At 69.8% G+C, this 21503-nt stretch carries 21 protein-coding genes; 10 read left to right on the top strand and 11 right to left on the bottom strand.

The window, feature by feature from the left end; genetic code table 11:
- The first annotated feature begins 13 nt into the window (after positions 1 to 13).
- Both QJS31_RS02995 and QJS31_RS02990 read left to right on the top strand, forming a co-directional pair.
- Complete coding sequence (locus tag QJS31_RS02995) at positions 14 to 790, top strand: ArsR family transcriptional regulator (RefSeq protein ID WP_282780268.1); 777 nt, start codon at positions 14 to 16, stop codon at positions 788 to 790.
- On the top strand, positions 771 to 1163 hold the full coding sequence (locus QJS31_RS02990) for a VOC family protein (protein WP_039814916.1): 393 nt from the start codon (positions 771 to 773) through the stop codon (positions 1161 to 1163). The genes QJS31_RS02995 and QJS31_RS02990 overlap by 20 nt, the downstream gene beginning before the upstream one ends.
- 11 nt (positions 1164 to 1174) lie before the next feature.
- Here the strand turns inward: QJS31_RS02990 and QJS31_RS02985 are convergent, their stop codons facing one another.
- The 6 genes from QJS31_RS02985 to tkt form a co-directional block, all read right to left on the bottom strand.
- The gene (locus QJS31_RS02985) at positions 1175 to 1633 is read right to left on the bottom strand and encodes an SRPBCC family protein (protein WP_282780265.1); all 459 of its coding nucleotides are present in this window, start codon (positions 1631 to 1633) and stop codon (positions 1175 to 1177) included.
- 438 nt (positions 1634 to 2071) lie between these two features.
- On the bottom strand, positions 2072 to 2806 hold the full coding sequence (gene pgl / locus QJS31_RS02980; protein ID WP_282780263.1) for a 6-phosphogluconolactonase: 735 nt from the start codon (positions 2804 to 2806) through the stop codon (positions 2072 to 2074).
- Entirely contained in the window at positions 2799 to 3707 is a 909-nt protein-coding gene (gene opcA, locus QJS31_RS02975) for a glucose-6-phosphate dehydrogenase assembly protein OpcA (RefSeq protein WP_282780261.1), read from the bottom strand. The genes pgl and opcA overlap by 8 nt, the downstream gene beginning before the upstream one ends.
- Complete coding sequence (gene zwf / locus QJS31_RS02970) at positions 3704 to 5263, bottom strand: glucose-6-phosphate dehydrogenase (RefSeq protein WP_282780259.1); 1560 nt, start codon at positions 5261 to 5263, stop codon at positions 3704 to 3706. Before zwf ends, opcA begins: the two co-directional genes overlap by 4 nt.
- Positions 5264 to 5265: 2 nt before the next feature.
- The gene (tal, locus tag QJS31_RS02965) at positions 5266 to 6396 is read right to left on the bottom strand and encodes a transaldolase (RefSeq protein ID WP_282780257.1); all 1131 of its coding nucleotides are present in this window, start codon (positions 6394 to 6396) and stop codon (positions 5266 to 5268) included.
- Positions 6397 to 6401: 5 nt separating this feature from the next.
- Positions 6402 to 8546 carry a transketolase gene (gene tkt / locus QJS31_RS02960; RefSeq protein ID WP_282780255.1) on the bottom strand — a complete coding sequence of 715 codons (2145 nt, stop codon included), beginning with the start codon at positions 8544 to 8546 and terminating at the stop codon, positions 6402 to 6404.
- A 422-nt stretch (positions 8547 to 8968) separates the two neighbouring features.
- On the opposite strand from tkt, the gene QJS31_RS02955 reads away from it, so the two are divergent.
- Positions 8969 to 9907: a heme o synthase gene (locus QJS31_RS02955; RefSeq protein WP_372341740.1), complete on the top strand. Its 939-nt coding sequence runs from the start codon at positions 8969 to 8971 to the stop codon at positions 9905 to 9907.
- A 196-nt stretch (positions 9908 to 10103) separates the two neighbouring features.
- Positions 10104 to 10367 (top strand): DUF2798 domain-containing protein, encoded by a 264-nt coding sequence (locus tag QJS31_RS02950; protein WP_043599029.1) that lies wholly within the window; start codon positions 10104 to 10106, stop codon positions 10365 to 10367.
- 16 nt (positions 10368 to 10383) lie between these two features.
- Here the strand turns inward: QJS31_RS02950 and QJS31_RS02945 are convergent, their stop codons facing one another.
- Together QJS31_RS02945 and QJS31_RS02940 are read right to left on the bottom strand one after the other, a co-directional pair.
- Entirely contained in the window at positions 10384 to 12690 is a 2307-nt protein-coding gene (locus QJS31_RS02945; RefSeq protein WP_306355912.1) for an NERD domain-containing protein, read from the bottom strand.
- A gap of 285 nt (positions 12691 to 12975) precedes the next feature.
- Positions 12976 to 14424, bottom strand: coding sequence for an FAD-dependent monooxygenase (locus QJS31_RS02940; RefSeq protein WP_306355878.1), 1449 nt, complete (start codon positions 14422 to 14424; stop codon positions 12976 to 12978).
- 86 nt (positions 14425 to 14510) lie between these two features.
- Here QJS31_RS02940 and QJS31_RS02935 point away from each other — a divergent pair, with 86 nt between their 5' ends.
- A complete protein-coding gene (locus QJS31_RS02935) occupies positions 14511 to 15113 on the top strand; it encodes a TetR/AcrR family transcriptional regulator (protein WP_282786140.1) in 603 nt (200 codons plus the stop codon).
- 153 nt (positions 15114 to 15266) lie between these two features.
- Here QJS31_RS02935 and QJS31_RS02930 read toward each other — a convergent pair whose 3' ends face one another.
- The gene (locus QJS31_RS02930; RefSeq protein ID WP_282786444.1) at positions 15267 to 16235 is read right to left on the bottom strand and encodes a quinone oxidoreductase; all 969 of its coding nucleotides are present in this window, start codon (positions 16233 to 16235) and stop codon (positions 15267 to 15269) included.
- Positions 16236 to 16317: 82 nt separating this feature from the next.
- On the opposite strand from QJS31_RS02930, the gene QJS31_RS02925 reads away from it, so the two are divergent.
- Together QJS31_RS02925 and QJS31_RS02920 are read left to right on the top strand one after the other, a co-directional pair.
- Complete coding sequence (locus QJS31_RS02925) at positions 16318 to 16668, top strand: hypothetical protein (protein ID WP_039815106.1); 351 nt, start codon at positions 16318 to 16320, stop codon at positions 16666 to 16668.
- A 44-nt stretch (positions 16669 to 16712) separates the two neighbouring features.
- Positions 16713 to 17441 carry a GntR family transcriptional regulator gene (locus tag QJS31_RS02920; RefSeq protein WP_282786447.1) on the top strand — a complete coding sequence of 243 codons (729 nt, stop codon included), beginning with the start codon at positions 16713 to 16715 and terminating at the stop codon, positions 17439 to 17441.
- A 118-nt stretch (positions 17442 to 17559) separates the two neighbouring features.
- On the opposite strand, the gene QJS31_RS02915 is transcribed toward QJS31_RS02920, so the two are convergent.
- Together QJS31_RS02915 and QJS31_RS02910 are read right to left on the bottom strand one after the other, a co-directional pair.
- On the bottom strand, positions 17560 to 18009 hold the full coding sequence (locus QJS31_RS02915; RefSeq protein WP_282786639.1) for a PTS glucose transporter subunit IIA: 450 nt from the start codon (positions 18007 to 18009) through the stop codon (positions 17560 to 17562).
- 5 nt (positions 18010 to 18014) lie between these two features.
- Complete coding sequence (locus QJS31_RS02910) at positions 18015 to 18245, bottom strand: glucose PTS transporter subunit EIIB (RefSeq protein WP_039814894.1); 231 nt, start codon at positions 18243 to 18245, stop codon at positions 18015 to 18017.
- A gap of 119 nt (positions 18246 to 18364) precedes the next feature.
- Between QJS31_RS02910 and QJS31_RS02905 the strand changes: the two genes are divergently transcribed.
- Genes QJS31_RS02905 through ptsP form a run of 3 tightly spaced genes read left to right on the top strand, consistent with a single transcriptional unit; the run spans position 18365 to position 21493 of the window.
- On the top strand, positions 18365 to 19588 hold the full coding sequence (locus QJS31_RS02905) for a PTS transporter subunit EIIC (RefSeq protein ID WP_306355877.1): 1224 nt from the start codon (positions 18365 to 18367) through the stop codon (positions 19586 to 19588).
- Positions 19585 to 19848, top strand: coding sequence for an HPr family phosphocarrier protein (locus QJS31_RS02900; protein ID WP_039814892.1), 264 nt, complete (start codon positions 19585 to 19587; stop codon positions 19846 to 19848). Before QJS31_RS02905 ends, QJS31_RS02900 begins: the two co-directional genes overlap by 4 nt.
- Complete coding sequence (gene ptsP / locus QJS31_RS02895; protein ID WP_306355876.1) at positions 19838 to 21493, top strand: phosphoenolpyruvate--protein phosphotransferase; 1656 nt, start codon at positions 19838 to 19840, stop codon at positions 21491 to 21493. Before QJS31_RS02900 ends, ptsP begins: the two co-directional genes overlap by 11 nt.
- The last annotated feature ends 10 nt before the right edge of the window (positions 21494 to 21503 follow it).

Genomic DNA, 21503 nt, shown 5'->3' with positions numbered 1-21503 from the left:
GTATTTTCGAGGCATGGTGGTCGATCGGGTCCCGCTCCTCATGCGGATGGCCTCGCACCCGTTGCGCTGGGCGCTGCTCACCGAGTTGGCGGGCAGTGACCGGCGCGTGCGGGAACTGGTCACCGCGACCGGGGAGCCGCAGAATCTGGTCTCCTACCATTTGCGACTGCTGCGCTCGGCCGGTCTGGTGACGGTGCGGCGCAGCAGTTTCGACGGCCGCGACAGCTACTACCACCTCGACCTGGACCGCTGCGGCACGGCCTTCGCCGCGGCATCGGCGGCGCTGCATCCCGCCCTGGCTCCCACCGTCGACGCCGCCGGGGAGCCGTCCGGCGCGGTGCTGTTCCTGTGCACCGGAAACAGTGCCCGCTCGCCGATGGCGGAGGCGCTGTTGCGCCGGCGGGGTGGCGGTGCCCTCGAGGTGGCCAGTGCGGGCAGTCATCCCAAGCCCGCACTGCATCCGAACACCGTGCGCGTCATGCGGGAGCGGTACGGCATCGACCTCGGCGGTCACGGCACCATGGGACTGTCGGCCGTCGCCGACCGCCACTTCGACTACGTGATCACGTTATGCGACAAGGTCCGTGAGGTACCCCGTGACCACGGGTCGGCCGTCAGCATGCACTGGAGCATGCCGGACCCGGCGGCCGCCGGGTCCACTCCGCAGGCCGAATACGCCGAGTTCTGCCGTGTCGCGGCTGAACTCGACACCCGTATCCGATTCCTGTCGACCGCTATCAGACCCACATTCACTCCCAGGAGTGTCGATTATGTCGAACACCGCAACTGACCAGATCAGCGTCCGCTATATGGTCGACGATGTCGCCGCCGCGCTCGCCTTCTACACCGACAACTTCGGCTTCAGCGTCGATCTCGACGCCGCCCCGGTTTTCGCCGGAATCAGCCGTGGCCCACTGCGACTGCTGCTCTCCGGGCCGAAGAGTTCCGCCGGCCGCCCCATGCCCGACGGCGAGGTCCCGCACCCGGGTGGATGGAACCGCGTCCAGCTCATCGTCGACGATATCGCCGCCGAGGTCGAGCGACTGCGTGCCGCCGGGGTGCCGTTCCGCAACGACATCGTGAAAGGCCCCGGCGGACAACAGATCCTGCTGCTCGATCCGGCGGGTAATGTCGTCGAACTCTTCCAACCGGCGGCAGGCTGACCCGCGCGGAGCTACTCGCTTTCGGCGAGGGCGGCCAGACGGTCGATGGAGGCCAGTAGCTTGTCCGGGGTCGTCGCACGGGCTCGGGGGAGGCGCTTCTCGTCGGTCAGGTTCGACCAGTCGTAGGTGTGGGTGACCCGAGTCCGGTTGTCGCCCAGGGGCTCCAGTTCCCAGCGCCACAGGTGGCCGGGGGAGTCTTTGCCGGGTTCCGAGGGCAGCCAGGCGATGCGGCGGCCCTCCTCGAACTCGACGATGTGGTTCTCGCGGACATGGCCGTTGGTGAGCGTCATCGTGAACACCGCACCCGCCGCGCGCACGCGCTGCCCGTCCGGTGCGCGATCGAGATTCTCGTTGCCGTCCCAGCGCGGCTGCTGTGCCGGATCGGCGATGAGGTCGAAGATCCGCTCCGCGTTGGCGGCGACTTCCCGGCTGGCGCTCACGACCCGTGCGACATCAATGCTGTCCGTCATGCCTCGATCGAAGCATATGACCGGTGTACAACCAATGCCGCCACCGCGGCGGCGAGCAGGACGGCGGTGGCGATACCGAAGGCCGCGGTGTACCCGCTCCCGAGCACCGGTGCGACGACCAGCGGGCCGAGCGTCTGCCGTCAGCTCGGTTGTCGCGCGGCTGATCTCTCGTCAGCGCCGCGTCACGCGTTGGGCGTAAGCGGCCCTCGCCCGATGCGGCGACCCACCTGGTGCAGCGGCACGGCAGGCGCGACGGTAGGGCAGGCGTGAACGTAGGGCATGTGTGGCGAGACCCCTAGCGACATTCACGGCCCCGATCGACACCGCCAACGGCATCGCCGTCCGCCGATCGCCCGCCGAGTGGAATGCCAACGCCCGCAGAGTGGTCCGGGCAAGAGTGGGCGGCAACCCGCACCGCCCTGGATCAGCCGGATGCGATCAGCGCGGCAGGTCGGCGGCGGCCGACTCGTCGAGCAGCCAGGTGGTGGACTCCGCTCCGACCGCACCGGCGGACGGGACGTCCAGGGGTGACGCGCCATTGAGGGCGGCGGCCACCGCGGCGGCCTTGGCCTCGCCGGAGACCACCAGCACCACGTGGCGGGACTGCCGCACGGCGGGCAGCGTCAGCGTCACCCGCACCGGCGGCGGCTTCGGCGAATCCGTCACCGCCACGACGAGTTCGTGTTCTTCGCGAACCGCATCGGTATGCGGGAACAGGGAATTGACATGGCCCTCGCCGCCCATGCCGAGCAGGTGCAGGTCGAAGAAGCCGTTGTCGCCGAGATGGCTGCGCACGGTGCGCAGGTACGCCGCCGCCGCCTCGAGCGGGTCCGGGTACTCGCTGTCGGATGTGGCCACCGGGTACACGCGGGAGGGGTCCACCGGAACATGGTCCAGCAGCGCCCGCCGGGCTTGCAGATCATTGCGTTCCGGATCGTCGGCGGGCAGGAATCGTTCATCACCCCAGAAGATGTCGATGCGCGACCAGTCGATCTCCCCGGGGGCCCGCCGCACCACCTCGAGCAGGCCGATGCCGGTGCCGCCGCCGGTCAGCACCACCGATGCCGACCCGCGCAGCCGCTGGGCCTCGACCACCTGGGCGACGAACCGCGCGGCGGCGGCCTCGACCAGATCCTCGGTGCCGGTGAAGGTTTCGACGGCGGGCTTACTCATAGGTCACCCTTTCGATGCCGGTGAGGGCTTCGGCGTAGATGTCGTCGGCTTCCAGATGCCGCAGCTCCTCCGCCAGACAGTCCCGGGTCTCCCGGCGCGCCAGTGCGAAGCGCTGCGACGGCTCCCCGGTGCGGGCCAGGGTCGCGGTCCGACCCTCCTGCGGTCGCGAGATCGCGATCGACACCGTGGGCCTGCGGATCTCGACCTTCAGATCACCGGACCGGCGCAGCACCGGGCAGGACAGCCGCGCGGCCAACCAGCCCGCCAGCATGTCCAGGGCCGGTTCGTCACGCAGACCCGACACGGTCACGGACTCCACGGGTTCGAATGGGGCCTCGTCGAGCGCGGCGGCCAGCAGCGCCCGCCAGTAGGTGACCCGGCTCCACGCCAGATCGGTATCGCCGGGCGCGTAGGCGTTGCGCCGCTTTTTGATCGTGGCCTGTGGATCCGGCGCGAAGGTGGCGTCGGTGATGCGGCGGGTCGCCAGGCGGCCCACCGCGTCCTTGGACGGGAACTCCGGTGCGCCGCGCGGCCACCACGCCACCACCGGGGTGTCCGGCAGCAGGAACGGGGTGACCACGCTGGCCTCGTGGGAGACCAGATCGCCCTGCAACCGCAGCACTATCACCTCGGCCGCGCCCGCGTCACCGCCGACCCGGATCTGCGCGTCCAGCCGGGTCGCCGCGGTGCGATCCCCGCGCGCCAGCACGATGACGCGGCAGGGATGTTCGCGGCTGGCGTCGTTGGCGGCCTCGATGGCGTCCTCGGCCTCGGAGCTGTCCAGGGTGCACACCACCAGGGTGAGCACCCGGCCCACGGTGATCACGCCATTGGCCTCGCGCAGCGAGATGAGGCGCTTGGATACCTCGCGGGTATCCGTATCCGGCATGTCGATGATCACGGCCGCCGCCATTCCCGCCCGCTGCGCGCGAGCATCTCGTCGGCTGATTCCGGACCCCAGGTGCCCGCCTCGTACGGTTCGGGTCGCCCGTCGGCCGCCCAGCGTTCGAGGACGGGATCGAGGATGCGCCAGGACAATTCGACCTCCTCGTTGACCGGGAACAGCGACGGCACCCCGAGCAGCACGTCGAGGATGAGCCGCTCGTACGCCTCGGGGGAGTCCTCGGTGAACGCCTCGCCGTAGGAGAAGTCCATGTTCACGTCCCGGACCTCCATGCTGGAGCCGGGCACCTTGGACCCGAACCGCATGGTGATGCCCTCATCCGGCTGCACCCGGATGACCAGCGCGTTCTGGCCGAGCTCCTCGGTCATGGTCTGGTCGAAGGGCAGGTGCGGAGCCCGTTTGAACACCACGGCGATCTCGGTCACCCTGCGGCCCAGGCGTTTTCCGGTGCGCAGATAGAACGGCACACCGGCCCAGCGGCGCGTCTCCACGGCGAGGGTGATGGCGGCGTAGGTCTCGGTGGTGGAGTCGGGGTCGAAGCCCTCCTCCTGCAGCAGTCCGGCCACGGGCTCACTGCCCTGCCAGCCCGCCGTGTACTGCCCGCGCGCGGTCGTCTCGTCCAGGGGTTCGACGAGTTTGGTCGCCGAGAGCACCTTGATCTTCTCGATCTGCAGCTGCTTGGGCTGGAAGCTCACCGGTTCCTCCATGGCGGTGAGCGCCAGCAGTTGCAACAGATGGTTCTGGATGACGTCGCGTGCCGCCCCGATACCGTCGTAATACCCGGCGCGCCCGCCCAATCCGATGTCCTCGGCCATGGTGATCTGCACATGGTCGACGTAGTTGGCGTTCCAGATCGGATCGAACAGCTGGTTCGCGAAGCGCAGCGCCAGGATGTTCTGCACCGTCTCCTTGCCGAGGTAGTGGTCGATGCGGAAGACCGTCTGCTCCGGGAACACCCGATTCACCAGGGCATTGAGATCCTGTGCGCTGTCCAGGTCGTGTCCGAACGGCTTCTCGATCACCACTCGTCGCCACGGCGCGGGATCGCCCGCACCCGGGGCCGGTTGGGCCAGCCCGTTCTTCGACAGCTGATCCAGCACGACGGGGAACTCGGTCGGCGGAATCGCGAGGTAGAAGGCGTGATTGCCGCCGGTGCCGCGATCGCGGTCGAGATCCTTGAGGGTGGTGGCCATCCGGTGGAAGGCCCCGTCGTCCTCGAAAGTGCCCTGGACGAAACGCAATCCCTCGCGCAGCTGTTGCCACACTTCCTCCCGGAAGGTGGTGCGGGCGGAGGATTTGATCGACTCGTGGACCAGATCGGCGAACTCGTCGTCGCTCATATCCCGTCGGGCGAACCCGACCAGGGCGAAACCGGGCGGCAGCAGCCCCCGGTTCGCCAGGTCGTAGATGGCCGGCAGCAACTTGCGCCGCGACAGGTCACCGGTCACCCCGAAGATCACCATGCTGCACGGTCCAGCGATCCGGGGAACCCGGCTGTCCCGCTCGTCGCGGAGCGGATTCCCCGTCGTGACCGTCGTCGGCGCGCCGGTCACGGTCAGTTGCCCCCGGCCGCCGTCAATTGTTCCGTGGTGGCCGTGAGCAATTCGTTCCAGGAGGTGACGAATTTGTCCACGCCCTCGGTCTCCAGCACCCGGAACACGTCGTCGAGATCGATGCCCACGGCCGCGAGCTCGTCGAAGACCTGCGCCGCGTCGGCGGCGGTGCCGGAGACGGTGTCGCCCCGGATCTCCGCGTGGTCGGCCACGGCCTCGAGGGTCTTCTCCGGCAACGTGTTCACCGTGTTCGGGGCCACCAGTTCGGTGACGTACATGGTGTCGGAGTATTCCGGGTTCTTCACCCCGGTCGACGCCCACAGCGCGCGCTGCTTGTTCGCGCCCGCCGAGGCCAGATGGTTGTAGGTCGAGGTGTGCTTACCGCCGTCGAACACGTCCTGGTAGGCGGCATAGGCCAAGCGCGCGTTGGCGATTCCCGCCTTGCCGCGCAGGGCGAGGGCCTCCGGGGTGCCGATGGCCTCCAGCCGCTTGTCGATCTCGGTGTCCACGCGGGAGACGAAGAACGACGCGACCGACTGGATCTTGGCCAGATCCCGGCCCTGCACCTGGGCATTGCGCAGACCGTCGAGGTACGCGCCCATGACGGACTTGTAGCGCGCCACCGAGAAGATGAGGGTGACGTTCACGCTGATGCCCTCGCCGATCACCCGGGTGATGGCGGGCAGCCCCGCTTCGGTGGCCGGAATCTTGATGAACAGATTGGGCCGGTCCACGATCTTCCACAGCTCCACGGCCTGCGCCACGGTGCCGTCGGTGTCGAAGGCCAGCCGCGGGTCGACCTCGATGGAGACGCGGCCGTCGAGTCCGCCGGTCTGCTCGTACACATCGGCGAGCACATCGCAGGCGGCGCGCACGTCGTCGGTGGTGATGACGCGCACGGCCTGATCGGCGTCCGCGCGCTGGGCGGCGAGCTCGCGCACCTGGGCGTCGTAGGAGTGGCCCTTGCTGAGCGCGCCCTGGAAGATGGTCGGGTTGGTGGTGACGCCGACGACGCTGCGGGTCGCGATCAGCTCGGCGAGATTGCCGGACTGGATGCGGTCGCGCGACAGATCGTCGAGCCACACCGAGACACCCGCGGCATACAGCGCCGCGGTGTTCGGGTTCTGAGTCATGGTGGCTATCCCTTCACCGTGTCGAGGGAACGGGTTGCGGCCGCGACTACGGCCTCGGGTGTGATGCCGAACTCGCGGAACAGTGTCTTGTAGTCGGCCGACGCGCCGAAGTGCTCGATGGAGACGATCTCCCCGGCCTCGCCGACGAAGCGGTACCACGGCATCGCGATCCCGGCCTCCACGACCACCCGCGCGCGCACCGAGGGCGGCAGCACGGAGTCCCGGTACGCCTGATCCTGCGCGTCGAACCACTCCACGCACGGCATGGACACCACGCGGGTGCCGATGCCCTGCGCCTCCAGCGTAGTGCGCGCCTCGACCGCGAGGTGCAGCTCCGAACCGGTGGCGATGAGGATCACCTGCGGTGTACCGGTGGAGGATTCGGCCAGGATGTAACCGCCCTTGGCGACGCCCTCGTAGGAGGTGCCCTCCAGGACCGGCAGGTTCTGGCGGGTGAGCGCCAGCGCGGACGGGCCGTCCTGGTGCGCGGGCTCGGACACCAGGAAGTGCGAATCCCGCTCGGCGGAGTCGCGTTCCAGGATGGTGCGCCAGGCGTAGGTGGTCTCGTTGGCGTCACCCGGGCGCACCACGTTCAGGCCCGGAATGGCGCGCAGCGCGGCCAGGTGCTCGATCGGCTGGTGGGTGGGGCCGTCCTCGCCGAGGCCGATGGAGTCGTGGGTCCACACGTAGGTGACCGGGGTGCGCATGAGCGCGCCCAGGCGCACGGCGGGCCGCATGTAGTCGGAGAACACCAGGAAGGTGCCGCCGTACGGGCGGGTCGGTCCGTGCAACGCGATGCCGTTCAGGATCGAGCCCATAGCGTGCTCGCGCACCCCGAAGTGCAGGGTGCGGCCGTACGGATCGGCCTTCCACATCCCGGTGGAGATGGACTCCGGGCCGAAGGACGGCACATCCGGCATCGTCGTGTTGTTGGATTCGGCGAGGTCGGCCGAACCGCCCCACAGCTCCGGCAGCACCGGCGCGAGCGCCGCGAGGACCTTGCCGGACGCCTTGCGAGTGGCCATACCGCTCGGATCGGGCGCGTGCACCGGCAGCACGTCGGTCCAGCCCGCGGGCAGGCGACGCTCCTGGAGCCGGTCGAACAGCTCCTTGTTCTCGGGGTTGGCGGCGGCCCAGGCGTCGAACCGCTCCTGCCAGGCGGCCTTGGCCTTCTTGGCGCGGTCGGCGGCATTGCCGCGGGTGTGCGCGATCACGGCGGCGTCGACGTCGAAGGTCTTGTCCGGATCGAAGCCGAGCACCTTCTTGGTGGCCGCGACCTCGTCCGCGCCCAGCGCCGCGCCGTGCGAAGCGCCGGTGTTCATCTTGTTGGGGGCCGGGTAGCCGATGATGGTGCGCAGCAGGATGATCGACGGCTTGTCGGTCACGCTCTGGGCGTGCGCCACCGCCGCCTCGAGGGCGACCACATCCTCGCCGCCCTCGACCACCTGCACGTCCCAGCCGTAGGCGCGGTAGCGCGCGGCGACATCCTCGGTGAAGGCGATCCGGGTGTCGTCCTCGATGGAGATGCGGTTGTCGTCGTAGAAGACGACGAGGTTGCCCAGCTGCTGGGTGCCGGCGAGCGAGGACGCCTCGGAGGTGACGCCCTCTTCCATGTCGCCGTCCGAGGCCACCACGTAGATGTAGTGGTCGAACGCGCTCTCACCCTGCGCGGCGGACGGATCGAACAGGCCGCGCTCGCGTCGGGCCGCCATCGCCATGCCCACCGCGGAGGCCAGGCCCTGGCCGAGCGGGCCGGTGGTGATCTCGACACCGTCGGTGTGCCGGTACTCCGGGTGGCCCGGGGTGAGCGAACCCCACTTGCGCAGGTTGACCAGATCGTCCAGCTCCAGGCCGAAACCGGCCAGGTACAGCTGGATGTAGAGGGTCAGGCTGGAGTGTCCGCAGGACAGGACGAAACGGTCGCGCCCCACCCACTTCGGATCGCTCGGATCGTGCCGCATCACACGCTGGAACAGCGTGTACGCCAGCGGGGCGAGGCTCATCGCGGTGCCGGGGTGGCCGTTGCCCGCGTTCTGCACCGCGTCGGCGGCGAGGACCCGGGCGGTGTCGACGGCCCTGGTGTCGACGTCGGTCCAGTCGGCGGGGTGGCGGGGCTGGGTGAGGGCGCGGATGTCGTCTGTGACTGACACGACCGAGGTTCTCCTGACCTTTTCGTCAACGATGCGGTTGTGGGTTCGCTGCGGGGTGCTGCGGTGCGAAGCTCCGCACCGACACCCACCACCCTAAGGGTGACCGTTTCGGCGCCGTACAAGAACCCGCGTTCACCGGCCGCCGTGTCGTATGTTCGTTGCTTCGCGCGGACCCGTTCGTGACCGCTCGGAACCCGAGTCGCGATGCGGTCTCGGGCAACCCACGCCCATACCTGGGCGAGAGTGCTGTCGCCCACGGTCTACCATGCTGTGTAGTAGTGGCCGCGCCGCACTGGGCTCCAGTCGTCGTCGATGTTCGAGCGCGCTGCTAGTTCCACGACCGGATCAACATGCACGTTGTGCGAGGAGAAACAGTGCGGATTGGGCAACAACCGGGTGGGGCGCACGGCTCCTCCGGCACGGTGCTGGCCGACCGCGTGACGGGCAGTGGCCCGCTGTCGGCGGCGGCGCGGCGTGTACTCGCCTATATCGCGCTGACCAAGCCGCGCGTGATCGAGCTGCTGCTCGTCGCCACCATTCCCACCATGCTGCTGGCCGACCGCGGTCACGTCGACATCCGCCTCATTCTGGCCACGCTGTTCGGTGGCTGGATGGGTGCGGCGAGCGCGAACACGCTGAACTGCGTCGCCGACGCCGATATCGACAAGGTGATGAAGCGGACCTCCAAGCGGCCACTGGCGCGCGAGGCGGTACCCACCCGCAATGCCGCGATCTTCGGCATCACGCTGGGGCTGGCGTCCTTCGCCTGGTTGTGGTGGCAGGCGAACCTGCTCAGCGGCGCGCTGGTGGTGGCGACGATCCTGTTCTACGTCTTCGTCTACACCCTCGGCCTCAAGCGCCGCACCTCGCAGAACGTGGTGTGGGGCGGCGCGGCCGGGTGCATGCCCGCCCTGGTCGGCTGGTCGGCGGTCACCGGCAATGTCGGCTGGCCCGCCATCGTGCTGTTCGCGGTGATCTTCTTCTGGACGCCGCCGCACACCTGGGCGCTGGCCATGCGCTACAAGGAGGACTACCGGGCGGCCGGGGTGCCGATGCTGCCGGTGGTGGCCACCGAGCAGGCGGTCACCAAGCAGATCGTCGTCTACACCTGGCTCACGGTGCTGGCCACCTTCGCGCTGGCGCCCGCCGCCGGTGTGATCTACGCCGCGACCGCGCTGGTGGCGGGCGCGTGGTTCCTGCTCATGGCGCATCAGCTGTATTCCGGTGTGCGGCGCGGGGAATCGGTCAAACCGCTGCGACTGTTCCTGCAGTCCAACAACTATCTGGCCGTGGTGTTCTGCGGGCTGGCGGTGGACTCGGTACTGGGGTGGACCACCCTCGGTGAGACCCTGTTCGGCTGAGCCGGATTCCGAACGTCCCGAGCCCGTCGCGCGAGCGGCGGGCTCGTCTCGTTCCCGGTCGGAATTGCCCCGCCGCCGCGCCCTGTTCTACTATCACGACGCGATCCTCATCGCCGTAAGCGTTAACGCCAATCAACGCACCCGCTCCGTCCCATGCGGAGCGACCGCTATTGGTATTCCTACGCTTTCGGAGGACATGATGAATTCTTCGGCATCGCACACCACATCCCGCAAACTCCCCGCACGCTACGCGTCGCTCGTCTTGCCGCTTCTGCTGTCGATCCTGATGACGCTGGTGGTGTCGTTCATCAGCACCGTGAACGGCCGCGGCTTCGACGCCGGTTTCCTCGGCATCTGGCTGCGCGCCTGGGGCGTGTCGTGGTTGATCGCCTTCCCTACGCTGCTGCTGGTGCTACCACTGGTCCGCCGCGTCACGGCCGCCGTGGTGCATATGGGCTGACAGCGCGGTCGCGCTGTCAGCAGCCGGGCTGGAACGGGAAGCAGGCCGGTCCGACGGTGGTCGCCGGGATGGTCGGATCGGTGCTGGTCGGGGTGGTGGTGCGGACCGTGGTCGTCCGTTCGGGGGTGCGGTCCTCGCCGGTGCTGCTGCCGATGCTGCCCGTGCACATGACGGCCACGGACAGGATCAGGAAGACCAGGACCAGGGCGGCCACCGTGGGGAGGTCTCGTCGGCGTCGGCGCGATGCCGTGGGCTGCGAGGTCTCCCACAGCGGGAAGCCCTGGCCCGAGGGCGGGGGACCGGAGGGTGTGCGACCGGGCTCCCCGGAACGCGCGCCCTGCGCGCCCACCGGCATCGGGCTGCCCGGCGGCGGTTGCCCGCCAGGGCTCGACGTCTGTCCCGCTCGGCCCCGGCCCGCGGCGGCGGCACCCGCCGCACCGGTCAGCAGCGCCCCCGCCGCACCCATCGGTGCGGTGCCGGATCGGCCCGACCCTGACGCGCCACCACCGGCTTGGCCGGAACCCGCAGCGGTGCCGCCGGGGTGGCCGGAGCCAGAGGCGGTACCGGGTTGGCCGGAGCCCGCAGCGGTACCGCCGGGGTAGCCGGAGCCCGCGGCGGTACCACCGGCGTGGCCGGAGCCCGAGGTGGTGCCGCCGGGGTGGTCGAAGCCTTGGGCGGCCTTGCCTGGTTGATCGAAACCTGGTGCAGCGCCACCGGATTGGTGGTATCCGCTGGGCTCGTGGCCTGTGGTTCCTGCCGGGCCGCGATCCAGGTCTCCGGTGGCCGAGCGGCCCTGCCCGGATCGGCCGGGATCGCCCGCCGCCGATCGTCCACCCATGGACTCGGCACCGTGGGCGGCTGTCTCGTACCGCCCGTAGGCGGAGGATTCGGTGGAAGATCCCAGACTGCCCCCGGACCCGTATGGGCCACTTCCGGTGTGGCCGGGTGGCTGGGAAGTTCCCGTCCGGCCGTATGTTTCGGCTCCCGCGTCCGGACTCGACGCGCCCGCGGTGGAATCGCCTGGGGCGGTGCTCGACCCCCGTGGTCCCGCACCGGCCGTGTCCGCGTCGTTTCCCCGGTCGCGCGAGCCGCGCAGCGCGGCGGCGGCCGCTCCGGCGGCGGCGGCCGCCGCGGCGGCACCGCTCGCGATCTTCCCCTTCTTGCCGGAGCCGGATCCGCGGCGCGGACCCTGCTGCCCTTCCGCGGCCTCCCTCGCGGTGCCGGATTCGCGTCGAGGGTCCCCGTGGTCCGCCGGCGTGGTGCCTGCCGCGCCGGGTGCATGCCCCCGACCGCGTTCACTGTCCGGCGCATCGCCCGCCGAGCCGGATTCGCGCTGTGCGCCGCCGCGTCCTTCCGGAGCCATGCCGGTCGCACTGGATGCGCCGTGCGGCCCCGGGCGACCTCCCGGCATGCCCACGGTGCCGGAGTCCTGCCGCGAGCCCTGCTGTCCGCTCGATGCGGTGCCGGGGATGGGGTGTTGTCCGCCCGGCGTGGTACCGGGGACAGGTTGCTGTCTGCCCGGCGTGGTGCCGGGGGCGGGTTGCTGTCCGCCCGCTGCGGTGCCGGGGACGGGGTTGCGCACCGGTACGGCCGCCGGGCCGGGTACGACTCCGGTCGTGGTGCCTTCGCCGTGTGGTGGCTCCGGGGGTTCGGGCGCGGCGACGGGCACGGATGGCACGGAGCGGGCGGGTACCGAGTTGGGTGGTGGCGGGGTGCGGTTGGCGGCCGGGGGATCGAAGCCCTCGAGGACCAGGTCCGAGTGGGTGGCCGCGGCGGCGAAACCGAGCGCGCCCAGGGCCTGCCCGACCTGGGCGGCATCCCAGGCCGGGTCCGCGCCGTCGGCCAGGCCGGTGAAGTAGGCGCGCAGCGAGGACGGGCCGTCACCGAGCAGTACGTCGATACCGGGCGGCATGGCGCCCTTGGTCAGTTTCAGGCGGCTGCCCAGCTGGGGCACCAGCAGCACCAGCCCGCTCACCGGCACGTGTTCGCGCCCGGGGGCGGCGCGCAGCTGGCGCGCCAGTTCGGTGGTCTGCCGTCGCACCCGTTCCAGGGGATTGCCGTCACCGTCGACCGGTGCGGGATTCTCGTCCACCGTCCACGGTTCGTCCTCGGCGCAGTGCAGGGTGCCGTTCACGCGTTCGGTGAACCCGTGCACCGCGATCACCACACAGGTCTGCGGCGTCCATACCACCACGTCGGCGTCCTGGCACTGCACCACCGCGATCCCGGGTACGGCATGCGGCCCGCTCCACGATTTGAGCCAGTTGACGACGGTCCGTTCGGTGCTCGAAAGGCGCGACGGGTCGTCGTTCCGGACCTTCACCAACAATGCAGACTCACCTCTGACCGATGCCTCATCCCGTGTCGGCCGCACCCACGGTCGCCGTGACCCACCATACGGGCTCGTCCGAATGGTCGCGGCGAATCGTCTTGTGCGGCAGCAAGATCATCCAGCATGTCGACGGCCTTGTCGCCCGCGGGAGGTGATCACGGGCGAACCGCCCGGTATGTCCGGCTCGGGAGGTGGCCGCGGAAGGGAGTGGCCGAGGCGGCATCTCGGACGAACCGGTCGGTCGAGGGCACGGTCGCCGAGGCGTGCGCGCAGCGTTCACCCCACGCGTTCGGCGACATACCCGTCCGGACGGACGAGCACCCGCGTCCCATCCACGGCATCGTACGCGCGGAACGCGGCCCCGTCGGGATCGCCGAGCGCGTCGCCGACCCCGTGCTCGCGCACGATGGGCACGACCCGCACCCCCGCCTCGGCGGCCGGAGCCCGGTCCGCGCCGAACAGCAGCAGCGTCGAGTGCGGACCGCGGAAGAGTTCGAACAGCCGAACCCGTTGCCGCGCCGCGTCCACCAGCCGAGCGTCGGGCGCGCGATCGCCCGCCCGCAGTGCGCGATCGGTCGAGTTGTGCGCCATCAGGTCTCGATAGGAGATATCGAGCTGATGGGTTTCCTCGCCGCGGTTCATGGCGTCCGCGGCCCCGTCCATGGTCTTGTCGAGCAGTTCGGTGCTCACCCCCAGCACCCGCGCCGCCACCGCGCGCCGCTCGGTCTGGTAGCTGTCCAGCAACGCCTCCGCCTCGGCACCCGGACCGCGCAGCGCCGCCGCGAGCTTCCAGCCCAGGTTGTAGGCGTCCTGGACGCCGGTGTTCAACCCCTGCCCACCGGTCGGCGGGTGCACGTGGGCGGCATCGCCCGCGAGGAACACCCGTCCCTCCCGGAACCGCTGGGCGAGACGGATATTCGGCCGCCACACCGTCGACCAGGCGAGGTCGCTCAGCACCACCTCGGGCCGGTGGGCGAGTCGGTCGACGTAGCCCTGCAAGATCTCCAGGCTCGGTGCGGTGTCACCGTGCAGCCGAGTCCCGAACTGGAAGTGCCGCCCACCGGGCAAGGGGGACAGCACGATTCCGTCCATGGGCGCGTCCGCCTCGGCGAACCAGTAGCCGAAGTCGTGGTCGAGGGCATCGGCGCGCACGTCGCCGAGCAGCATGCGAACCGATTCGTCGGTGCTGCCCTCGAAGGGGATGCCGAGTCGCTTGCGTACCGTGCTGCGTCCGCCGTCCGCGCCGGCCAGATAGTCCACCCGCACGGTTTCGGTCCCGGCCGGGGTCGACAGCGTGGCGGTCACGCCGTCTCCGTCCTGGGTGAATTCGACCAGCGCCGTGGACGGTTCGACCGTCACCCCGAGCCGCGCCAGCCGGTCCCGCAGGATGCCCTCGGTATCGGACTGCCCGAGCACCCACGGATTCGGGTAGGGCACAGCGGAACTCGGCTCCCGCCACTCGCTCATCCGCCGCTCTGCCACCAACTCCCCGCCGAAATAGGCGCGCACGAGCGGCTGCGGCATCCCGGCGGCGAGGACGGCGTCCAGGACGCCGAGGTCGTCGAACACCTCGAGGGTGCGCGGCTGGATGCCGTCGCCACGGGAACCGGCGAAGAACCGTTCGGCCTGCTCGACCACCCGCACGGCGATGCCGCGCCGGGCCAGGTCGATGGCGAGGGTGAGGCCGGTCGGACCGGCTCCGGCGATCAATACCTGTGCTGACATGCTGACTCCGTATAATGAACTGAGATTCACTGAATGTGAATTCAGTATTAATCCTGGTACGTTCCGCTGTCAAGGAGGTGGTGCGAATGGGTGGCAAACGCCAGGAGAAGGCGGCCGAGACCGAACAGGCGCTCAAGGCCGCCGCCCGCAAACTCTTCGCCGAGCGCGGCTATCTCAACACCAAGATCACCGACATCACCGCGGTGGCCGGACGCGCGGCGGGCTCGTTCTACAACCACTTCGCCAGCAAGGAGGAACTGCTCCAGTCCTTGCTGAAAGACCTTGCCGACGAAGGTGATTCACGCGCGGAGAGTCCGGACCACAAGCCGGACTTCACCGACCCGGAGGCGGTGCGTTACCACATTCGGGGCTACTGGACCGCCGCGCGCGAGCATTGGCCGGTCTTCCGGGCCGTGAGTCAGGCCGCCCTGGTGAACGAGGACTTCGCCCGCATGATGGGTCGCTTCTCCGCCGAACAGCGCGAGGACGTGCTCGATCACCTCGACGGCTTCCCCGCCGCGGGCCTGCGCCTGCCCAGCACCCCCGACGCCAGCCTCACCATGATGTTCCTGGTGGCCTCCGGGCTGCTCCAGGCGGTGGAGGACGGCACGGTCGACCTCACCGACGAGCAGGCGGTGGAGGGCGTCACCCGTTTCGTCTACCGGGGTCTCACCGGCCGCGACTACTGACCGGCCGGGGCTGTCGAGCGACGGAAGGATCGAGCGATCGGAGAGACCGAGCGCTCGTGACCATGGAGCGCTCGCCCTGTCGTGTGCCGACGCGACGGCGGCGGCTCCCGCGCCGCCGTCGCGTCGGCGTCAGCGCCGCCTTTCGGTTCCGCCTCAGCGCGGCAGCAGCACGATGGAGCCGGTTGTCTTGCGCCCCTCCAGATCTCGGTGGGCTTGCTCCGCCTCGGCCAGCGGATAGGTCGCGCCGACGCGGATGCGCAGCGAGCCGTCGGCGATGGCGTTCATGACATCGCGGGCGCGCCAGAGCAGTTCGGCCCGGTCACGGGTGTAGTGGGCCAGCGTCGGCCGGGTGACGAACAGGGAGCCGAGCGCGTTGAGGCGTTGTAGGTCGAACGGTGGCACCGGCCCGCTGGCCGCGCCGAACAGCGCGAGCATGCCGCGCACTCGCAGCGAGGCCAGACTGGCCTCGAACGTGCTCGCGCCGACCCCGTCGTACACCGCGGCCACGCCCACGCCGCCGGTGAGTTCCCGTACTCGTGAGGCCAATTCGTCGCCGTAGCGCAGCACCTCGGCGGCACCGGCCTCGCGCGAGAGCTTCTCCTTCTCGTCGGAGGAGACGGTGGTGATGACCCGCACCCCGCGCTTGGCCAGCAGCTGGGTGATGATCAGCCCGACGCCGCCCGCCCCGGCGTGCACGAGCACCGCCTCGCCCGGTTCGGGCTTGTAGATCGACTCGACCAGGTAGTGCGCCGTCATGCCCTGCAACAGCGCCGAGGCCGCGACCGGCGCGTCGATGCCCTCGGGCACCGGAATCGCCACCGCCTCGTCCACCGCGACCCGTTCGGCGTAGCTGCCCGGGGCGGCCGCCCACGCCACGCGGTCACCGGCCTGGAACTCGGTGACCTCGGCCCCCACCGCCGCCACCACGCCGGTGCCCTCCGCACCCGGAACGTACGGCACGTTCTGCGGATACCGCCCGGTGCGAATGTAGGTGTCGATGAAGTTGATCCCGATGGCCTCGGTGTCGACCAGCAGCTGTTTCGGCCCGATGACCGGGTCCGGCACCTCCGCGTACCGCAGGACCTCGGGACCCCCGTGCTCGGAAACCTGGATGGCGCGCATGGTTACCAGTTGTACACCCGCGCGGCCGTGCAGTGGGCAGTGGCACATCAACTCGGTCTTACCGATGGGTAAACTGCTCGGCATGAGCGCTACCGCCGCCCCGGCTTCCGTCAAACTGTCGCCGTCCGTCGTCGATTCGGTGAAGGGATTCGTCGCCGACAACGGCGGCTCCGCCACGGCGGTGTTGCAGCCGCTCGGGCGCATCGGCGTCCGTGTCACCCTGGTAGGTGACGAGGGCGTGCTCGGTGACCGCGTGGTGCCCGATATGGCCGCCGCCAAGGCGCTCGTCGAGGCCGTCAACGGATTGTCGGAGGCGCAGGAGTGGGAGCGTGAGCTCGTCGCCAAGGTGACCCCGGCCAAGGGGCACTGGGCGCGCATGGCGGGCTGGGTCGCCAAGCAGAAGCGATTCCCCAAGGCCCGCAACGAGAAGTAAGAGGAGCGCATGAGCCCGGCGGACCAGGCGCACCCGGGGACCACGTGGCCGGGCGCGTAACCAAACAGGCCCAGCTGCGGTCCGCGCTGACCACCCTGTGCGCGACGCTGCGCCCGGGCGAGATGCTGCCCAGTGAGCGGCAGCTGTGCGACGACTATCGCGTGAGCCGGATGACGGTGCGAGAGGTGTTGAGCCAGCTCGAATCCGAGGGCGTCATCACCCGCATCCCCGGCAAGGGCACCTTCGTCGCCGAACGGGTGGCGCGCTCGCGGCTGCACATGGCCTCGTTCAGCGACGATATGCGCCGCCTCGGCCGCACCCCGAGCACGGTGGTGCTGCACAGCGATTACGCGGCGCCGCCGCCCGCCTCCGTCACGGCACTGGGGCTGACCGCCACCGCGAAGGCGTTCCATCTGGTGCGGTTGCGGTTGGCCGACGGGCTGCCCATGTCCATCGACGACGGCTGGTACCGCGCCGATCTGCTGCCCGGCCTGCTGGAGCACGACCTCACCCAGTCGCTGTACGCGCTGCTGGCCAAGGAGTACGACTGCCCGATCGACCGCGCCGAGCAGAGCGTGCGCGCGGTGGCCGCCGATGAGCGGCACGCGGGCTGGCTCGGCACCGAACTCGGTTCTCCGCTACTGGCTTTCGACCGCATGTCCTACTCGCGGGATCGCTGTGTGGAGCATGCGCAGTCCTGGTATCGCGCCGATCGGTACCAGGTCTATATGACGGTGTCGGCCGAGGACAACGGGAATCAGACGTCGGGCTGACGGTCGGAGAGCACGTCGTGGGCACCCGGTGTCGGGTGCCCACGGTCGAACGGCGGAAAGCGCGACTCACTCGCTGGTGAATCGCGCTCTCCGCGGGCCGTTGTCGGAGAGCGCCCGCTCAGATGGAGAACAGCACCGCGCCCGCCGCGATCGGACCGCTGGCCGGTTCGAGCGCGGAGCCCGGGGCGGTATCCATCACCACCACGGGGACGGCGGCGCTCAGGTCCAGGCGGCGGATGGCATTGGGGGAGAAGGTGATCAGGGCATCACCCTGGTTCACCGCCGCGCCCTCCTCGACGTGCACCTGGAACAGGTCGGCCTTGCCGACGGTATCGATGCCGACGTGCAGCAGCACGCCCGCGCCCGAGTCGGAGACGATGACCGCGGCATGCGGGTGCAGTTTCACCAGGGTGCCGGAGACGGGTGCGACCACGGTGGTCGGCTCATCGGTGTCGAGGGGTTCCACCGCCACCCCGGCTCCCACCATCTCGGCGGAGAACACCGGGTCGGGGACCTCGGACAGCGGTATGGCGGTGCCCGCGAGGGGCGAGAGGATCTGGGTGCTCATGTGACTCAGAGCAGATCGTTGATGTCTTCGGCCAGGGCGTCGGCGGTGGGTCCGACCACGACCTGAACCGCGGCGCCCGCCTTCACGACACCGTGCGCGCCGGCGGCCTTGAGCGCCTTCTCGTCGACCTTGGTGGCGTCCTTGATCTCGACGCGCAACCGCGTGATGCAGCCTTCGACCTCGACGATGTTGTCGGTGCCGCCTAGCCCGGCGACGATCTGATCGGCCTTGGACATTCTTCCTCCGTGCGTGTCGGGGTGGACAAAACTGGTTATAACCAGTATATCTCTGGTTATAACCAGTCACCGTCACCATACACGCGTGTGACTCGATTCACGGACTGAAGGACCCCGCTATGGCCGACGTCGCCGCAAGCGAGCGTAAGAAGCTGGATCTATCCGGCCTGCAGAAACTGGGTCGGAGCTTGATGCTGCCGATCGCCACCCTTCCCGCGGCGGGCCTGCTGCTGCGGCTCGGCCAAGACGACATGCTCGGCCGCTTCTCGCCACTGGAATCGGTGGCGGCCGTCCTCGCGGGGGCGGGCGGCGCGCTGCTCGACAATCTCCCGCTGCTGTTCGCGGTCGGTATCGCCATCGGCTGGGCCAAGAAGGCCGACGGCTCGACCGCACTCGCGGGCGTTGTCGGCTATCTGGCCTTCCAGGGTGTGGAGAAGGCCATGTCTCCGGTCGTGCTGGAGGGTAAGACCACTGCCGACGGGGATCAGGCACTGGTGAACTTCGGTGTCCTCGGCGGCATCGTCATGGGCATCACCGCCGCCGTGCTGTGGCAGCGCTACCACCGCACCCAACTGCCCGACTACCTCGGCTTCTTCTCCGGCCGCCGACTGGTGCCGATCCTCACCGCCTGTGCCGCCGTGCTCATCGGCGTGGCCATGTCGTTCATCTATCCGGCGTTCAACGCGGGCCTGACCTGGCTCGGTGAGGCGGTCGCGGACAACGACGTCGCCGGTGGCGGCATCTTCGGCTTCTTCAACCGGCTGCTGATCCCGCTGGGCCTGCACCACATCCTGAACTCGGTGGTGTGGTTCGTGATCGGCGACTACGACGGCGCACACGGCGACATCCCACGCTTCCTGGCCGGTGACCCGACCGCGGGCACCTTCATGACCGGCTTCTTCCCGATCATGATGTTCGGCCTGCCCGCCGCCGCGCTGGCCATCTGGCGCAATGCCAAGCCCGAGAACCGCAAGATGGTCGGCGGCATCATGCTCTCGACCGGTCTGACCGCCTTCGTCACCGGCATCACCGAACCGCTGGAGTTCGCGTTCATTTTCGTGGCGTGGCCGCTGCTGCTCATCCACGCGCTGTTCACCGGTTCGGCGCTGGCACTGACCAATGCGCTCGGTATCCACGACGGCTTCACCTTCTCGGCGGGAGCCATCGACTACCTGCTCAACTTCGGCAAGGCGACCCATCCGCTGCTGCTGATTCCGATCGGTCTCGGCTACGCGGTGCTGTACTACGTCACCTTCAGCTTCATCATCCGGCGCTGGAACCTGCCGACCCCCGGACGCGAACCCGACGAGGCAGACATCGAGAAGGAGAACACCGCCCAATGATCAACCGCACCGCCGTCGTTGCGTCGAAGTCCGGTTTACACGCCCGTCCGGCCGCCCTTTTCGTCAAGGCCGCCGCGGAATCCGCGGTGCCGGTGATGATCTCGGTGGACGGCAAGGCCCCGGTGGCCGCGGCCTCCATGCTCCAGGTCATGACCCTGGGCGTGAAACAGGGTGACACCGTGGTCCTGAGCGCCGAGGATGGAGCCGAGACGAGTCTGGACGCGCTCGTCGAGCTGCTGGAGACCGATCTTGACGCGTGAGGTTCGCGGTGTCGCGGCCGCGCCGGGGGTGGCCGTCGGGCCGGTGCTGTGGTTGGCGTCCGCGCCGGCCACCAGCGCCGCCGACGCCCCCGGCGCGGACGTCGATGCCGAAATCGCGCGGATGGAGGCCGCTTTCGACACCGTCGCCGCGCGCTACGCCGCCCAGGCGGAGACGGCTCGGGGCACGGCGGCAGACATCTTGACCATGACGGCGGCGCTGGCCGCCGATCCGGCGCTGCTGGATCAGGTGCGTGCCGGGATCCGAGCGGGCGGCCCCACCGCGCATGCGGTGACCGAGGCGGTCGACCACTTCGCCGAGCAGCTGACCGCGCTTGGCGGCATGATGGCCGAGCGCGCCGCCGACCTGCGTGATGTGGGGCAGCGCGTCGTCGCCGAACTGCTCGGCGTCGACCCGCCCGGCATTCCGGACAGCGCGGTGCCGTTCATTCTCGCGGCGCGCGACCTCGCGCCCGCCGATACCGCGACACTCGATCCGAACACGGTGGTCGGGCTGCTCACGGTGGCCGGTGGACCGACGTCGCACACCGCGATTCTGGCCAAGGCGCTGGGTATTCCGGCCGTGGTCGCCTGCCCGGGCGCGGTCGAGATCGCCGAGGGCACCGAGGTGGTCGTCGACGGGACCGCGGGCACGGTCGAGATCGCGCCCGCACCGGGACGGCGCACGGAGGTGCTGGTGGCTCGGGCGCGGCAGCAGGACGCGCCGACCGGGCCGGGGCGCACGGCCGACGGGTACGCGGTACCGCTGCTGGCGAATGTGGGCAGCGCGGCCGACGCCCGGCTCGCGGTGGAACTCGGCGCCGAGGGTGTCGGACTCTTCCGCACCGAATTCCTGTTCCTGGGACGGCACTCCGCACCGACCATCGACGAGCAGACGGCCCAGTACCGGGAGATCTTCGAGATCCTGGGGGAGCGTCCGGTCACCGTGCGCACCCTGGACGCCGGATCGGACAAGCCGCTGCCGTTTCTGAAGCTGTCCGAGGAGGAGAATCCGGCTCTCGGCGTGCGCGGTATCCGGTTGGCCAGTGTCGATGAGGGGACATTGGACGACCAGCTCACCGCCATCGAGGCCGCCCGCGCCGCCACCGGAACGCCGGTGAAGGTGATGGCCCCCATGGTGGCCACCGTGGAGGAGGCGCGGGCCTTCGCCGCTCGCGCCCGGGAACTGGGCGTGACCAGCCGCGGCATCATGGTGGAGGTTCCGGCCGCCGCCTTGCGCGCCGAGCGGCTCGGCGCGGAGGTGGATTTCTTCTCCATCGGCACCAACGACCTGTCGCAGTATCTGTTCGGGGCCGATCGCATGTCCTCGGCGCTGGCGGAGTTGCACAATCCGTGGCAGCCCGCGCTGGCGGCGACGATCGCGGCCGTGGTCGCGGGCGCGCGGCGGCACGAGGTGGCGGTCGGGGTGTGCGGCGAAGCCGCTTCTCATCCCGAATTCGCCTGTGTGCTGGTGGGTTTGGGTGTGGAGACGCTGTCGATGGCACCGCGGTCGCTGGCCGGGGTGCGGGCCGCGCTGGCGGCGGTCACGCGGGAGCGGTGTGCGCGGGCGGCTGCGGCGGTGCTCGATGCCGCCACCGCCGAGGAGGCTGCGCGGGCAGCGCGGCAGGTTTTGCGAGGGGACCGATGAGCCGGGTGGT

Origin of the sequence: Nocardia sp. CC213A (assembly GCF_030766805.1) — a bacterium.
In the GTDB taxonomy this organism is placed as follows: Bacteria; Actinomycetota; Actinomycetes; order Mycobacteriales; family Mycobacteriaceae; genus Nocardia; species Nocardia otitidiscaviarum.
The sequence above is the reverse complement of the archived record's forward strand: the minus strand, read 5'-3'. Positions and strand labels throughout refer to the sequence as shown.

What these genes read in the sequence shown, in the direction of transcription:
- pgl (WP_282780263.1), bottom strand. Translation starts at nt 2,806, where the DNA reads ATGAGTAAGCCCGCCGTCGAAACCTTCACCGGCACCGAGGATCTGGTC.
- QJS31_RS02910 (WP_039814894.1), bottom strand. Translation starts at nt 18,245, where the DNA reads ATGTCCAAGGCCGATCAGATCGTCGCCGGGCTAGGCGGCACCGACAAC.
- QJS31_RS02990 (WP_039814916.1), top strand. Translation starts at nt 771, where the DNA reads ATGTCGAACACCGCAACTGACCAGATCAGCGTCCGCTATATGGTCGAC.
- QJS31_RS02925 (WP_039815106.1), top strand. Translation starts at nt 16,318, where the DNA reads ATGAGCGCTACCGCCGCCCCGGCTTCCGTCAAACTGTCGCCGTCCGTC.
- tal (WP_282780257.1), bottom strand. Translation starts at nt 6,396, where the DNA reads ATGACTCAGAACCCGAACACCGCGGCGCTGTATGCCGCGGGTGTCTCG.
- QJS31_RS02940 (WP_306355878.1), bottom strand. Translation starts at nt 14,424, where the DNA reads ATGTCAGCACAGGTATTGATCGCCGGAGCCGGTCCGACCGGCCTCACC.
- QJS31_RS02930 (WP_282786444.1), bottom strand. Translation starts at nt 16,235, where the DNA reads ATGCGCGCCATCCAGGTTTCCGAGCACGGGGGTCCCGAGGTCCTGCGG.
- QJS31_RS02935 (WP_282786140.1), top strand. Translation starts at nt 14,511, where the DNA reads ATGGGTGGCAAACGCCAGGAGAAGGCGGCCGAGACCGAACAGGCGCTC.
- QJS31_RS02985 (WP_282780265.1), bottom strand. Translation starts at nt 1,633, where the DNA reads ATGACGGACAGCATTGATGTCGCACGGGTCGTGAGCGCCAGCCGGGAA.
- QJS31_RS02950 (WP_043599029.1), top strand. Translation starts at nt 10,104, where the DNA reads ATGATGAATTCTTCGGCATCGCACACCACATCCCGCAAACTCCCCGCA.
- QJS31_RS02905 (WP_306355877.1), top strand. Translation starts at nt 18,365, where the DNA reads ATGGCCGACGTCGCCGCAAGCGAGCGTAAGAAGCTGGATCTATCCGGC.
- QJS31_RS02915 (WP_282786639.1), bottom strand. Translation starts at nt 18,009, where the DNA reads ATGAGCACCCAGATCCTCTCGCCCCTCGCGGGCACCGCCATACCGCTG.
- QJS31_RS02995 (WP_282780268.1), top strand. Translation starts at nt 14, where the DNA reads ATGGTGGTCGATCGGGTCCCGCTCCTCATGCGGATGGCCTCGCACCCG.
- QJS31_RS02900 (WP_039814892.1), top strand. Translation starts at nt 19,585, where the DNA reads ATGATCAACCGCACCGCCGTCGTTGCGTCGAAGTCCGGTTTACACGCC.